General features: G+C 54.2%; 10 protein-coding genes. 5 read left to right on the top strand and 5 right to left on the bottom strand.

Features of this window, described 5'->3' with window-relative positions:
- The first annotated feature begins 110 nt into the window (after positions 1 to 110).
- Together GmarT_RS00910 and GmarT_RS00905 are read left to right on the top strand one after the other, a co-directional pair.
- Complete coding sequence (locus GmarT_RS00910) at positions 111 to 2,624, top strand: PSD1 and planctomycete cytochrome C domain-containing protein (protein ID WP_044240079.1); 2,514 nt, start codon at positions 111 to 113, stop codon at positions 2,622 to 2,624.
- Positions 2,625 to 2,626: 2 nt separating this feature from the next.
- Positions 2,627 to 4,051 carry a DUF1501 domain-containing protein gene (locus GmarT_RS00905; RefSeq protein ID WP_002648998.1) on the top strand — a complete coding sequence of 475 codons (1,425 nt, stop codon included), beginning with the start codon at positions 2,627 to 2,629 and terminating at the stop codon, positions 4,049 to 4,051.
- A 15-nt stretch (positions 4,052 to 4,066) separates the two neighbouring features.
- Here GmarT_RS00905 and nrdR read toward each other — a convergent pair whose 3' ends face one another.
- The 3 genes from nrdR to GmarT_RS00890 all read right to left on the bottom strand — a co-directional run bounded on the left by nrdR (position 4,067) and on the right by GmarT_RS00890 (position 6,432).
- On the bottom strand, positions 4,067 to 4,522 hold the full coding sequence (gene nrdR / locus GmarT_RS00900; RefSeq protein ID WP_002648999.1) for a transcriptional regulator NrdR: 456 nt from the start codon (positions 4,520 to 4,522) through the stop codon (positions 4,067 to 4,069).
- Between the two features lie 182 nt (positions 4,523 to 4,704).
- Entirely contained in the window at positions 4,705 to 4,893 is a 189-nt protein-coding gene (locus GmarT_RS00895) for a hypothetical protein (protein WP_002649002.1), read from the bottom strand.
- A 3-nt stretch (positions 4,894 to 4,896) separates the two neighbouring features.
- The gene (locus GmarT_RS00890) at positions 4,897 to 6,432 is read right to left on the bottom strand and encodes a sodium:solute symporter family protein (RefSeq protein ID WP_187782329.1); all 1,536 of its coding nucleotides are present in this window, start codon (positions 6,430 to 6,432) and stop codon (positions 4,897 to 4,899) included.
- 299 nt (positions 6,433 to 6,731) lie between these two features.
- Between GmarT_RS00890 and GmarT_RS00885 the strand changes: the two genes are divergently transcribed.
- Positions 6,732 to 6,935, top strand: a complete 204-nt coding sequence (locus GmarT_RS00885) for a small basic protein (protein ID WP_052301281.1) — start codon at positions 6,732 to 6,734, stop codon at positions 6,933 to 6,935.
- Positions 6,936 to 7,038: 103 nt separating this feature from the next.
- Positions 7,039 to 8,724: a GH3 auxin-responsive promoter family protein gene (locus tag GmarT_RS00880; protein ID WP_002648683.1), complete on the top strand. Its 1,686-nt coding sequence runs from the start codon at positions 7,039 to 7,041 to the stop codon at positions 8,722 to 8,724.
- A gap of 5 nt (positions 8,725 to 8,729) precedes the next feature.
- Here the strand turns inward: GmarT_RS00880 and GmarT_RS00875 are convergent, their stop codons facing one another.
- Together GmarT_RS00875 and GmarT_RS00870 are read right to left on the bottom strand one after the other, a co-directional pair.
- Positions 8,730 to 10,235: a hypothetical protein gene (locus GmarT_RS00875; RefSeq protein WP_002648684.1), complete on the bottom strand. Its 1,506-nt coding sequence runs from the start codon at positions 10,233 to 10,235 to the stop codon at positions 8,730 to 8,732.
- A 63-nt stretch (positions 10,236 to 10,298) separates the two neighbouring features.
- Positions 10,299 to 13,826: a PVC-type heme-binding CxxCH protein gene (locus tag GmarT_RS00870; protein ID WP_002648685.1), complete on the bottom strand. Its 3,528-nt coding sequence runs from the start codon at positions 13,824 to 13,826 to the stop codon at positions 10,299 to 10,301.
- Positions 13,827 to 14,138: 312 nt separating this feature from the next.
- Between GmarT_RS00870 and GmarT_RS00865 the strand changes: the two genes are divergently transcribed.
- The gene (locus tag GmarT_RS00865) at positions 14,139 to 14,711 is read left to right on the top strand and encodes a GNAT family N-acetyltransferase (RefSeq protein WP_002648686.1); all 573 of its coding nucleotides are present in this window, start codon (positions 14,139 to 14,141) and stop codon (positions 14,709 to 14,711) included.
- The last annotated feature ends 1 nt before the right edge of the window (position 14,712 follow it).

The raw sequence follows: 14,712 nt of genomic DNA, 5'->3' as shown, positions 1-14,712 counted from the left end.
GGGATTGAACGCGTATGTATGGTTCTCAAGTTCCACGAACTGTCTGTAGCTGTCTCGCGGTTTTCACCTCGCTTGTGTTGAGCACTCCGGTCACTTCTTACGGTGCACCTGTGTCAGCTGAAAAACCGGCGGCTCACAAAATCGACTTTGAGAAATCGGTCCGCCCGCTGTTTGTCAAACACTGCCAGGACTGTCATGGTCCGGATGCCCGCGAAGGGGGTCTGCGATTAACCAGCCGCAAAAATATTCTGCTTCGCAACGATTCGGGTGAACCGGCCATCATTCCCGGAAACAGTAAAGAGAGCCTGCTCCTGCATCGCGTCTCCACAAAAGACGAGAGCGAGCAGATGCCTCCCGCGGATGCCGGCACTCGACTGACCGAACAGGAAATTCAGACGCTCAAACAATGGATCGACGCTGGCGCAGACTGGCCGACCGCTTCGGAAGAACCGAAACACTGGGCCTACATCCCACCCGTCAAAAGTCCGCTGCCGGAAGTAAACAACTCTTTTCGAATCAACAATGCCATCGACGCGTTTGTCGCAGAGAAATTATCTCAACAACAACCGCCACTCGCTCAGTCTCCGCCGTCCAGCCCCGCGCGACTGCTGCGACGCGTTTCCCTCGATCTGATTGGACTGCCCCCTTCTCCTGAAGATGTCATCGCGTTTGAAAAAGATCCTTCCCCCGCTGCTTATGAGAAATATGTCGACAAGCTGCTCAAGTCACCCCGCTACGGTGAAAAATGGGCGCGGCAGTGGCTCGATCTGGCCCGCTATGCCGACTCCAACGGGTTTCAGGCGGATCAGCTGCGCGAGATGTGGCTCTATCGTGACTGGGTCATCAATGCCTTGAATAAGGATCTGCCCTTTGATCAGTTTACCATTCAACAGATTGCCGGCGACCTGATCCCCCAGGCCACCCTGGAACAGAAAATCGCCACCGGCTTTCATCGCTGCACCACCTGTAATGTTGAAGCGGGTGTCGACCCCGAAGAGAATCGCGTCAACCAGATCTTCGACCGCGTCAATACCACCGGCCTCGTCTGGCTCGGTTCCACTTTCGAATGTGCCCAGTGTCACAATCACAAATACGATCCCTTCTCGCAGCAGGACTACTACCAGATCTTTGCCTTCTTCAATAATACCCCACTGGAGGTCAAGCAGGTGGGTAAGAGCGTGACGTTCGAAGTCACCGGCCCCAAACTGGCGGTCCCGCTGGCCAAAGAAGAGCTGAAAACAAAAGAGCAACTGACGACCGAACGCCTGGCACTACAGAAGCAGTTGAACCAGCGGCAGAAAGATCTCAAAACCGCCTGGTCCGAATGGGAAGAGACCACCCTGGCACTGCTGGAGAACAGCGAAGAAGCCGGCAAAATCCCCACCGCCGTTCGTAAAGCATTGCAGACGGAAACGGAAAAACGAACCAAAAAACAGAACAATGCATTAACGCAATATCAACAGCAGCAGGATGCGGAGTACGCGGAACTGGATAAGAAATTGAGCCGTGTCCGCAAAGAACTGACGGCACTGGAACCCGATTCCACTCTGGTGATGGTGGAAATGCCGGAGCCGCGTATGAACAATATCTTCAAGCGCGGCGATTTCCTCAGCAAAGGGGCCGAAGTCACACCTCACACACCAGACGCACTGCATCCGATCAAAACAAAAGACCAGCCCAGCCGACTCGAATTTGCCCGCTGGCTCGTCGCGCGTGAGAATCCACTGGTGGCGCGAGTCACCGTGAATCGCTGGTGGGCCCAGTTCTTCGGGCAGGGCATCGTCGCCACCCAGGAAGATTTCGGCAGCCAGGGTGATGCCCCCACGCATCCTGAATTGCTCGACTGGCTGGCAGTAGAATTCATGGACCACAACTGGTCGATGAAACACGTACACAAACTGATCGTCATGTCGGCCACCTATCAGCAGTCAGCCCGCATCACGCCTGAACTGCTCGCAGCGGACCCTTATAACAAACTCTACACCCGTGGTCCGCGACTGCGACTTTCGGCGGAAACGATTCGCGATAACGCACTGACCATCAGTGGTCTGCTCTCCACAAAAATGGGAGGCCCGCCCGTTTATCCACCCCAACCAAAGGGACTCTGGAGACACGTGGGCCGCAACGCGCCCAAGTATCTGACTTCCACTTCCGAAGACCGTTACCGTCGTGGCGTCTATGTGATCTGGCGACGCAGTGCCCCCTATCCGAGCTTTACGAATTTCGATGCGCCCGACCGGGGTGCCTGTGTGATCAATCGTTCGCGCACCAACACACCACTGCAGGCTCTGACACTGCTCAACGATCCCGCGTACGTGGAAATCGGCGTCGGTCTGGCGAAACGCCTGGCGACGAAAGGCCTGAATTCCGACATGACCGACCGCGAACGCATCGCGTATGCGTTCCGGCTCTGTGTCGCCCGCGAAGCAAAGCCCGTGGAAGTGAATCATTTAACCAAAGTCTTTGAGCAGGAACTGAAATATTTCCAGGATCATCCCCAGGCAGCCCAGAAGCTGATTGCGGCAGACGACCGGCCGGAAGGCGTCGGTGCGTCACGTATGGCGGCCTGGCTGTATGTCGCGAACATCCTGTTGAATCTAGATGAAACCATCACGAAGGGATAATCATGAACGCGCATCTGCAACAACTGCTGAATTATACCCGACGTGAATTCTTTCAGCGGGCCGGCATGGGGATCGGAGGCGCTGCGCTCACCACGCTGCTGGCCAACGACTTGCAGGCGGCACTCCCCACAGCTGCCAACCCGATGGCGGCCCGCCAATCACATTTCACGCCCAAAGCCAAAAACGTGATCTTCCTGCACATGGTCGGTGCACCGTCGCACCTCGACTTATATGACGCCAAACCCAAACTGCAGGAACTGGACGGCGAGCTCGTACCCGACAAACTCTGGGAAGGACTGCGGCTGGCGTTCATTCGCGAACAGCCCAAACTGATGGGCAGCCCCTTCGCCTTTCAGCAGCAGGGCGAAGCCGGCCTCCCCATCTCGGAACTCATGCCTCACCTCGGATCAGTTTCCGATGAACTCTGCATGATTCACTCCCTGAAAACCGATCACTTCAATCACGCGCCCGCCCAGCTCTTTTTCCAGACCGGCTTCTCGCGTTTCGGACGCCCTTCCCTGGGTTCGTGGGTCAACTATGGCCTGGGTTCCGAAAACAGTAACCTGCCCGGCTTCGTAGTATTAATTACCGGCAACGTCGCGGGCGCCGGAAACAGCCTGTGGGGCAGCGGCTTTCTGCCCAGTATTTATCAAGGCGTCGAATTCCGCTCGTCGGGAGACCCGGTTCTGTTTCTGTCCAATCCCAAGGGAATGACGGGCGAAGACCGCAAGCGGATTATCGACAGTGTGAACCATCTCAACAAAGTTCAACTGGCGGATGTAGGAGATCCGGAAATCGCCACACGCATCAATCAGTACGAGATGGCCTATCGCATGCAGTCCGCCGTTCCCGAGCTGATGGATATTTCCAACGAACCAAAACACATCCACGAGCAGTATGGCACACAGCCGGGCAAAGCCAGCTTTGCCAACAACTGCCTCTTGGCACGACGACTCGTGGAACGGGGCGTGCGGTTCGTGCAACTCTTCGACCAGGGCTGGGACCATCATGGCAGTATCGTCAAAAGTCTGAAGAACAAATGTCGGCAGGTCGATCAACCGATCGCCGCGCTCATTAAGGACCTCAGACAGCGCGGCCTGCTGGATGATACACTGGTCGTCTGGGGCGCGGAGTTCGGTCGGACACCCATGGTGCAGGGAGATCGCAAAGCCCCCGGACGCGATCACCACAAAGACGCCTACACGGTCTGGATGGCGGGTGGCGGCGTGAAACGCGGCTTCGCGTATGGCAAAACCGATGACATCGGTTTCAATGTCGCCGAAAATCCGATGCACGTCAATGATTTTCACGCCACGCTGCTGCATCTGTTAGGCATGGACCACGAACGGCTCACGTTCAAATTCCAGGGGCTCGACATGCGGGTCACGGGAGTTGCCGGCAATGTGGTGCCTGATATCATTGCCTGAGACAGAAGCATTCGGTCAGTCGTCGGTTCGCAGCATCGGCTGAATTTCGGTCACGAAATCATTCGCATCGGTAAAATTACGATAGACCGACGCGAACCGCACGAAAGCAACCTGATCGACGTCTTTCAAAACCGTGGAAACCCGTTCGCCGATAAAACGCGAAGGGACTTCACGATCGAAATTCTCGTAGATTTCCGCTTCAATCTGCGCGACGATGGATTCAATCTGATCGGGGCTGACCGGGCGTTTGTAGCAGGCAGTTTCAATCCCGGTGACCATCTTCATACGATCAAAGGGAACCCGCGCACCATCCTTTTTGATGACTTTGAGAGGCGACTCTTCGATTTTTTCGTAAGTCGTATAGCGCTTTCCGCAGGCCAGGCATTCTCGTCGTCGGCGCACACTGAAAGGTTGACTCAAACGCGAATCAATTACTTTCGTCTCACCATCACGACAAAAAGGGCACATCATGAACGACGCGACTCCTGTACTGAACCAGCAGAGGGATCTCTTCACATTCAGAGATTTTCTGCAGACTGATATTTAAAAATAGCATGATCGAAACTGCGGCACCAGTCTATTGTTCCGAAATCCGCAATTTTTACGGGTTTACGACACGTGGTCTGATAACGTGAACATCATCGATGCGACAATTATTCCACAGGACGATCCAGAATTTCCTCGTGCGCCTGTGATTCGTTCACGTCGGCTTTCAGATCATTGAGCGTGTCCCGCAGTTCAGCTTTGACGCCAAAGGAAACAAAAGTGAGCACCACCAGAAAGGCCACCCCACTGATCAGCAACAGCAACGTCCAGATTGTCATCCATATATACATATTCATCTCTCACACTTCTGCGACAGGTTCGACAGAGTCAGTATTCGTTGCACGAGGCTGATCCGGTAAAAGCAGTGACCCCAACACATACACGACTGCGGAAAAGGCAAACGTAATCAACGTCAGATGGGTTCCATTGAGGTCTGATGAAAACCAGTCATTGAGTTGCTCGACACACGGCCCCATGGCGGACAGCCCCAGCAGTCCGCCCAGAATCGCCGCCAGTGCTCCGGCCTGACTGCCTCGTGACCAGTACAACCCGCCGACCACCGTGGGGATCGCTCCCGCTAAATACACCGTACCTGTCACCGCCAGATAACCCCAGAGATCACTGCTGACTTCATACCACAGGCCCCAGATCAGCAGCATTGCCCCAATCACGAAAATGGCAATGCGGGTCACTAAAATCCGTGAACGCTGACTCATCGGTCCCGCCAGTGGGGCAACGATATCCTGTGTAATCACACCACTCCAGCAGAGCAGGTAGCTGTCATGGGTCGACATGAACGCGGCGATCATGCCTGCGGTCACCAGCCCCAGCAATCCAGTCGGCACGACTTTCGCCAGAAACAGAGGCATCGCAGACAGAGAAGTGATCGAGCTGTTGGTTTTCACTGCCTCTTCAAATTCAGCGAACAGTTCGGGTTGAGACGCGAAAAAGGCAAAAGTGCCAATCCCCCAGAACACCGGGAGTGCCCGCCGCGCCAGAAAAGAGATCGAACTTAGTGTATAGAGTCTCTTCGCGACCGCCGCACTCTGGCAGGAGAGCGTTCGTGCTGCGCTGGTAGGCCACAACATGGCGGCGGAACCAATCACCACCGTCATCTGGATAATTTGCAGCCAGCCAATCCCGCCTCCTTTTCCGGACGGGTTCTCAGGGTTGGTGGGATCAAAATAGCCGTTTTGCTCCGTGACGATGGCTGAAAATCCCTCCCAGCCGATCGACCAGAAGATCACGCACGTCACGATGACCATGCCGGTTCCCAGGATCAGAAACTGGATCAGGTCCGTAATGACCACGGAAACCATTCCCCCCAGCACCGTATAAAACAGTACCAGCAATAACAGTCCGGTCATGATCAGTTTGAGATACATCTCATCCTGCAGGCCGGATATCGCGGTCAGAAACTGGGACCCCGCTTTCAGGAACAGCCCCATATTGAGGACGCCGGAAACCACCATTACGCTGGCCCCCACCACGCGAACAGACTGTGAATAGCGTTTTTCGTAATATTCGGGAATCGTCATGATCGAGGAATCCCGCAGGCGATAAACGACAAAACCGGTCAGCCCGATCACCAGGACCGCCCCCGCTTCCAGAAACGCCAGGTAGAGGGACGCATACTGCTGAATAAACCCAAGCTCTGCCATGTACATGACAGTCACCAGCCCGAGTTCGGTCCCCGTCATGGTCGCCAAAGCCAGTCGAATGCGAAGTTTGCGGCCTGCGACGAGGTAATCAGACAGATTTCCGACGTAACGATTGGCCCACAAACCAATTACGATCGATGACAACAGGTAGCAGACGACGATCGACCAGTCCAACAGGGTGAAATTTGTATCGTAAAGTGAAATAATGGAGCCCCCTCGATTCTCGTTTGAGCGACGAAAATCGGAATTTCACGAAAAACAGCGGAAAGGAATCATTTACCAGCGGTTGCAATCAATGACCATTCCATTTACCATATGTCGCTTCGCAAATCGTCACGGGTCCAGAATCCGTTTGACCAGCCCGCTGGCTACAGCGCCTCTTGCGAAAGATACACCACTATGCCAGTTTTGACAGTCAATTTCCATAGTAAATGGCTGTCTTCGAAATAACATCTAACAAAGGGGATGACACCGTGTCACTCGACAAAAGTTTAAAGAGCAAGAGTACGCTGGTCCGTGCACGTAACGTGTTAAAGCGGGCGGAACGTATTGAAAAGTTGAAATTCGAAGACCGCTGGGTCGAAGGCCAGGGTGCCCTCGGTTTACCCAAAGTACGCGTCGAAAAGATTTCGATTGGTAAGAAGAAGAAAAAGAAGAAAGACGACGACGAAGATTAATCGTCTGTCTCTGTAGGGGGGAGGAGAGCTCATGGTTTTTTCAGACTCTCCTCCACAGTTCCCCTGTTCTTAAGCGCAGCAATCATCGACCGGGGAGCAAGGAATGCGTGCCCTGAATCTGCTACGGGCTGCCGGCGGCACTTTCACACGACGACGTTATCGTCGCGCCGCCCATTCGTTTCTTGCCCATACCTCACGCTGCCGCGAAGTTCAGCAACAGACTCTGCAGCGCATTCTGCATTTAAATGCAGACAGCGATTTCAGCCGCAAGTGGCAGCTGGATGGTTCCTGCACAATCGAAGATTTCCAGACCCGCTTTCCCGTCTCCGATTACGAACGCTTTCGTCCCTGGATTGATCGTGTCAAAACTGGTGAGACAACCGCGCTGCTGGGAGCCGCCAATCGACTGCTGATGTTTACCCTCAGCAGTGGCACCACCGCGGATTCCAAATTCATTCCCATCACCGAGCCCTTTCTGAAAGACTATCGACAGGGCTGGCAGAACTGGGGCATTCTGACCTACGACGATTTTCCCCGTCTCAAGTATCAGAACATCGTGCAGCTGTCGAGTAACTTCGACAAGTTCCGCACGCCAGGTGGCACACCCTGTGGCAATATCAGCGGCCTCGTCGCAGCCATGCAGAGCCCGGTCGTCAAACTCCTGTATACCGTTCCCGGCGAAGTCTCACAGATTGAAGACCCGCACCTCAAATACTATACCGCCTTGCGACTGGCAATTGCGGATCGGGAAGTCGGCATGATCACCACCGCCAACCCGAGCACGCTCCTGCATCTGGCACAGTTTGCAGATCAGCAGCGCGAATCGCTGATCCGCGATATCGCTGATGGCCGACTGACGGGCGCCGCACAACTGGAACCGGCCATTCTCAGAATCCTGCAGTCGAAACTCAAACGAAAAAACCGCGCCCGGGCCCGCGAACTGGAACACATCGTTGCACGCACGGGGCACCTCTATCCCCGCGACTTCTGGCCGGGACTGTCTCTGCTGGCAGTCTGGATGGGGGGATCCGCGGGGGCGTACCTGTCGCAACTGGCTCCCTTTTATGGCACCCCACCTGTCCGCGATCACGGGCTCTCCGCCAGCGAAGGGCGCATGACAATTCCCCTCGAATCGGGCACGTCCACCGGCGTCCTGGATATCACATCTCACTTCTTTGAGTTTGTTCCCGAAGACGAAGACCCGTTGACCTCCACAAATATTCTCACTGCCGATCAACTGGAAGTGGGACAGAATTATTTCATCCTGCTGACTACGCCTTCAGGATTGTACCGCTACCATATCTGTGACGTTGTCCGCTGCACCGGGTTTTACAGCCAGACTCCTTTACTGGAGTTTCTGCATAAGGGCGCGCATATCTCCAATCTGACCGGCGAAAAGATTACCGAATCACAGGTCGTTGCCGCAGTTCGCGATGCCGTCGCACACACTTCGCTGGAAATCGGTCAGTACACCCTGATCCCGCAATGGGGAGAGCCTCCCCGCTATCAACTGCTGCTGGAAGCATCCGCTCTGCCGTCAACCGATCAACTTCCGACTCTACTGGAACACCTCGACCGAAGTTTGCAGGAGACCAATTGTGAATACGCAGAGAAACGCCAGTCCGGTCGCCTGGCAATGCCCGTCGCCTGCGAACTGACATCAGGCACCTGGCGCCGCTTTGCCGCAGAACGACAGCAGAAACTGGGCGGCAGCATCGAACAGTACAAGCATCCCTGCCTGATCCCCGAACTCGATTATGCTCAACAGATTCTGCAACGCTTTTCCTGAAAACGTTACTCTGCTGTTTCTGTTCCTGCCTGAAACGTAAACAGGTCGGCATTCCGCAGATAAATTTCCAGGCGGATGATCTCGCCCTGCAGCGCTGTCATCGATTTGTTGTTCCATTTCACTTCGTGATGCAGGCTGTCTGCATGCAGCGGGACACAGTCCTCGTAATCAAAGCCTTCCAGCACCTTGCGTTTCCCATCGGAGATGCGGACCTTGATTTCTCCCTGGCTGGCATCTGCATTCAGAAACAGACGCTCTCCCTGCCAGCGGAGTTTGCGGGTGATGACCACGCCTCCATCACGCGGACCATGCAGCGAAATCAACCGCTCTTTTTTGATGGTCGCCAGACCAATGCCCGGTTGACGACTGGCAGGATCGCCGTGGGGACCATCATAACCAGAGTAATAAAACCACCATTCATCTCCCACATCGACCCAGCCGGTTCCAAACACCATGCCGTCATCCCAGCGGTCTGCTTCTCCCAAAGCAATCAACTGCGGTCGGCTCGACAATCGTTCAAACTGAATTCCATCACGACTGAACGCGAGCTCGGTCACGATATCCGTATTCATCTTGAACGGCCACAATGCGCCCCAGAAAATCCCTGCATGATAGCGAACCGGCATGCCATAGAAAAAATGAAACTGCTGCTCCGCATCCAGTTGATCGGGTATCAGAATGTTCTGCGGTTCGGAAGTCCATTCGCCCCAGAGCGAATCGCCGGTCATCCGTGCGACTCGGCGCGAGGCACCGGTATCGAGTATCGCACCTGAAAATGTACGATAAATGTGCTTGGCCCGGCAGTACATCACATACTGCGCAGCGACCGGATCATAGACGATACTGTTTAAGGTATCGCTGTGAAGTTCCGCCAGCAGCGAATCGCTGGACTTGTCCCAGTGGATACCATCCTGGGAACCAACCACCCGGATACCATTTTTTCCCTTACCCGCACCCCCGGTGTGATAGGACATCAGATAGCGATATCCTTTTCGCTCTGCTTCCGGAACATCCAGCAGACAGGGACCACTGGCACGAGCATCGGTGATGCCCTTCCAGACAATATTATTCTGGCGGCTTCCCTTCCACTCATACAGATCCAGTTGCGGGCGGTTCCACTTCAAGCCGTCTGTCGATTCCGCATAGGCAATCGCATAATTCGAGCCTTTCTGTTTTCCTTGCGAATCCAGCCGGGGCGTATGCGTCTGATACCACATCCGAAACGTCCCGGTTTCGGGATCACGGCGTACAGAGACATAGCCACCTTCTCCGGCTATCAGGGGATTGGATGGATGCTTCTGTGGAGCATGAAAGACGCGTTCGACTGTCTGCTGTTTATATTTCAACGCGTAGTGGTTATCGACAATGTAATTATCAAAAACAAATTGTGGCGTCGCGCCGATCACGACTGGCTCTGCAGGCAGACTGCGGGATTGACCTTCGACAGCAAGCGCTGACACGAACGTCATCAGGCAGCTGAAAAAAACACGGGCAGCGATGCGGTAATTCATGATCCTGGTGTCCCCTGCACAGAGTATCGGAACTGATGAAACCCGGACTGCCTGCAATCTCTGTTATTTGAATACGGGCTGACTGCTCCGCAGGAACCCGAACAGATCGCGCAGATCCTGTTCGCTCAGTTTATCAAGCAATCCTTCCGGCATCAGTGACTTGGGCTGCTTGACCATTTCATCGATGTTTTCACGTTTGATTGTCACGTTCTGTCCGTCTGCACCCCGGATGACCACAATCTGCTGATCCTGGTCAAACAGGAACCCGGATACCACCAGACCATCCGCGGTGATCACCAGGTACGTTTCATAACCTTCCCTGATTTCCGCACTGGGATTGACGATGTGCATCAGCATCCGCAGTGAATCATCCCGTTTATATTGTGTCAGTTCCGGGCCCACACGTTTTCCCTCTCCAAACAGAATGTGACATTTGGCACAATTCTGCTGGTAGAGTTCTTTGCCATGATACACGTCACTGGACCCCGTTCCCAGCAATTTCGAGACGCGGGCAATCTGATCCTGCATCTGCTGGTTCGATGCCCCCTTGATTGTCTTCCAGTGTTTACTGACCAGATCAGCGATCTGTTGATCCGGGTGAATGGTCATTTTGCGAACCAGATCTTCGGGAATCGTAGCGGCTGCGATCTGACCGGTATCAATGTCTGCCAGCAACTGGCGGGTCCACTCTTTGCGACTGACCAGCGTCGATAACGCCACTTCGCGCACCGGTTCGCTGAAATCGGAGTAGCGTTTCAAAATAGTACCCGCGATTTGCGGCTCGTTATATTTCTGCAATGCGACCAGCAGGCCGGTCTGTATGTCGGGCACTTTGGTCGTGCTCAACAGCTTTTGCAGTGCAAGCAGAGCCTGTGGCTCCTGTAACTCACCCAGAACCTGGATGTATTCGACCAGCTGTGCCTGATTCTTCCCCGGCGACTTGATCGCATCCAGCGCGATCTGAATTGCACGCGGATTTCCCAACCGCATCTGTAACGTCGTGGATCCACCCCCCGCATCCGCGAGGGCTTTCACCAGTACTTCCGGCAGACCAGCCAGTGAACGGCCTTTGAATGAATTCTCAAAACCCGCCATCAGCGTTTTCTTTGAGATGTCATCCGGAGCCAGCTCGAAAAGCCTGGCACAGGAGATCAGATCGGTACGGCTGCCTGCGGTCGCATAGCGGCGCATCAGTCGTTCCAGGATCGCTGTTTTAATCAACGGCTGATTCCACAGTTCCGATTCTTTGAACAGCGCGAGCACCTGTTCGCGATCGGAATCCACTTTGGATTCCAGCGCCCACCAGACCATCAACGGCTGATGTCGGTCGTCGACATCTTCTGCATGGTTCGCAAGGGCCGCCACGATCGGCAGACAGACGTCCGCGGGCAGACGTCGCGCCGTCGCCGCCAGCTGACCACGCACTTCGGCGTTCGGTTCCGCTTGTGCCAGCGCAATCAGAGCCTGGCCCAGATGAGTGGAGACCACCCTGTCATCCCCCAGCAGACGTACGGTCCAGAAACGAACCATGGGATGAGGATGTTTCAGCGTCTGCTCTGCAACTGTCTCATCGAAACCCTGACAGAGATTCAACGCCCAGAAGGCTTCCAGCGCCAGATGTCCGTCATTCTCCTTGATCCACTGTTTCAGCGTGGGGATGGCGGAAGCATCTTTCCGATCGCCGAGCAGCCTCAACGCGGTCCGTCGCTGCCACTCATTGGGATGTTTGAGCAGCTCCAGTAACTCGGGCGTCGTTTTTTTGCTGAGATCCTCAATTTTACGCGACGGCGCATCATTTGCCTGGAAGCGGTAGATGCGACCGGAATTGGGATCGACCTGGCCCTGGTAGTGTTGACCGTGGGCGATGAACTCTTCATAGAAGTCGGCCACATACACGCCCCCGTCCGGACCGACTTTGATTTCAATCGGACGAAATCCCAGGTCGGTACTGCGAAGCGGAAAGCTGAGATCTTCTGTCTCAAACGTGGAACCCAGCGGCTTGATTTCAGAAAAGACCAGGTACTGATGCAGGGGATCCACCGACAGCAGATGGCCTCGATATTTTTCCGGCAGCGTATCCCCCTCGTATTTCACCAGGGCATGGCTGAAGCGGGGCGTCGCGGCATGTTTCATGAACGGCAGCAGACCGAAGGCATAAGGGTTACTGACATCGCCGTACTTGCGCTCCGTTCCTTTTTCGTAATACCCTCCCTGCACATAATAGAAACCACGCGTGCCTCCCCCGTTATGACCGGAATAGACGCGACCGTCGCCATCCACTTCCAGGCCAAAAGCATTACCGCCCCCTTCGGCAAACAGTTCGTAGCGTTTTGTTTCCGGATGATAACGCCAGACTGCGGGGCCTTCACAGTAAATTGCCGGCGCATCGGCTTTAGCGCTGTTTTTCAAATGTGATACTACATTGCTTCCCTGCACCATATACAACCAGCCATCCGGTCCCCACTGCAGGCTGTTGGGAGCAGAATGGGTATCGGAAATTCCAAAGCCCCGCAGATGGACCTCAGGGTCGGCGTCGGGAATGTCATCGTTATTTTTATCGGGATAAAACATCAGGTAAGGCGGGTTGAGTACCCAGACACCGCCCCGCCCTTTGACAACAGATGTCGCGATATTCAGATCACCGGCGAAAACCTTGTGGTCGTCATATTTACCGTCGCCGTTGGTATCTTCGTGAATCGTAATCCGGTCATTACCGGGAAAATGATGCGGAGGGGGCGGCGGAACCTGATCAAATTCCATGCGATAATATTTGTTGCGACTCAATACCTTCAGCCCCGCCGGGTAGGGATACTGACGGTACTGCACAACCCACATGCGCCCCCGTTCATCGAAGCTCATAAACAGCGGCTGCCCGATCAGCGGTTCAGTGAGTAACTGTTCCACATGCATGCCCGCGGCTACTTCAAACAGCTCTATCGACTTTTCTGGAGGTAGTCTGCGTCCCGGGGAGAGTTGACTGGAACGCTTGAGTGTCGATGTTGCGGGGGTGAACTGATCATAGGCGGCATGTTTCGGTTTGTCTGCCACCGCGGCGAGCGCCCACTTCGGGTTGTCCCCCACCAGGAATTCCCACTCCCCTTTCAAGACGCATTCCAGAAAGTAGCCCGCCAGAATCGGAGGTACGCCCCGAAAACCACCTGGCCCCTCTGCATTAAAAACGCGAACGGCGATGGTGTTGTACTTTCCCAGTTTCAGAGTTCCCGGCGGAACTTTGTAACGCTGATACTTCTCGAATCCGCTTTCAAATTGCGGAGGGAAGCGGCCAATCTGCCCGATGCGGGTTCCATTAATATACAGCTCATGCGCGTCCGCCAGCTTTTCAATCGACAACGTCACCGAATCCCGCCAGAGGGGACGTGCATTCATGTCTGCCCAGTTATCCGGAACCTTGACGTAACAGCGATACCATGCGAAGCCGTCATAGTCAGCGTACTTGCCATCCAGCTGCTGCTCCCAGTCACCGGGGACCTGTATCAGTTCAGCCGGAGAATCAGGTTCCACAGCAGTTAGATGTCCGGGGAAATTCACACAAAACATGAGAAGCAGGACTGCAAACCGACAGACTTTCATCTAGAAATCTCCAGGGAACACTCAGTGAGGACGTTGTTATAGCAAGACTTAAGATAATTAGGATTCTTAATATATTTGACCAGAGCAGGCACCGGAATTCAACAATGTTTCCTGAGAAATACCGTTGATTTCAGCTGGTTTCAGGAAATTTCCAGGGAGTTGATTTAGTGACAGGCATACGGATTATGCGGAGTATAAGCAGTGCCTCACCGGCTGAATTGGGAATAGATTAATTTTCCTTGAAATATTCTCAGCAATTTTACGTTAGGTTCGTAGTGAAACCCAACAATAGAAAAACAGAGAACCAAAGCGATGCGAAACACCTTGGAGAAACAAACCTTGGAAACTCCTCGACTAATTCTGAGACAGTGGCGCGAATCTGATGTCGCTCCCTTCGCAGAGATGAATGCCGACCGGAAGGTCATGCAATATTTTCCAGAGACGCTTTCACACGAAGAAAGTACTCACCTGGTTGAACGCTATCAACAGCATTTTGATGAGTACGGCTTTGGTCTCTGGGCGGTTGAGGTTAAAGACCAGGCAGAGTTCGTCGGTTTTATTGGACTGGCGGTGCCTCAATTTACCGCTTATTTTACACCCTGTGTCGAGATTTGCTGGCGGCTGGCAGCACCCTACTGGAACCAGGGCATTGCCACAGAGGGAGCACAGGCAACACTGGACTTTGGATTCAATCACTGCAATCTTAAAGAGGTCGTGGGCTTTACAGTCCCGGCGAATGTGGCTTCGCGACGGGTGATGGAAAAAATCGGTATGAGCTATATCGATAACTTTGATCACCCTGCGATACCAAGCGATGCCCCGCTCTCGCGTCATGTCCTGTATCGGATTACCAAAGCAGAACGGGACGCGTTTAAGGCAGGTTGAC

The sequence above is a fragment of the Gimesia maris genome (assembly GCF_008298035.1).
Classification (GTDB): domain Bacteria; phylum Planctomycetota; class Planctomycetia; order Planctomycetales; family Planctomycetaceae; genus Gimesia; species Gimesia maris.
The sequence above is the reverse complement of the archived record's forward strand: the minus strand, read 5'-3'. Positions and strand labels throughout refer to the sequence as shown.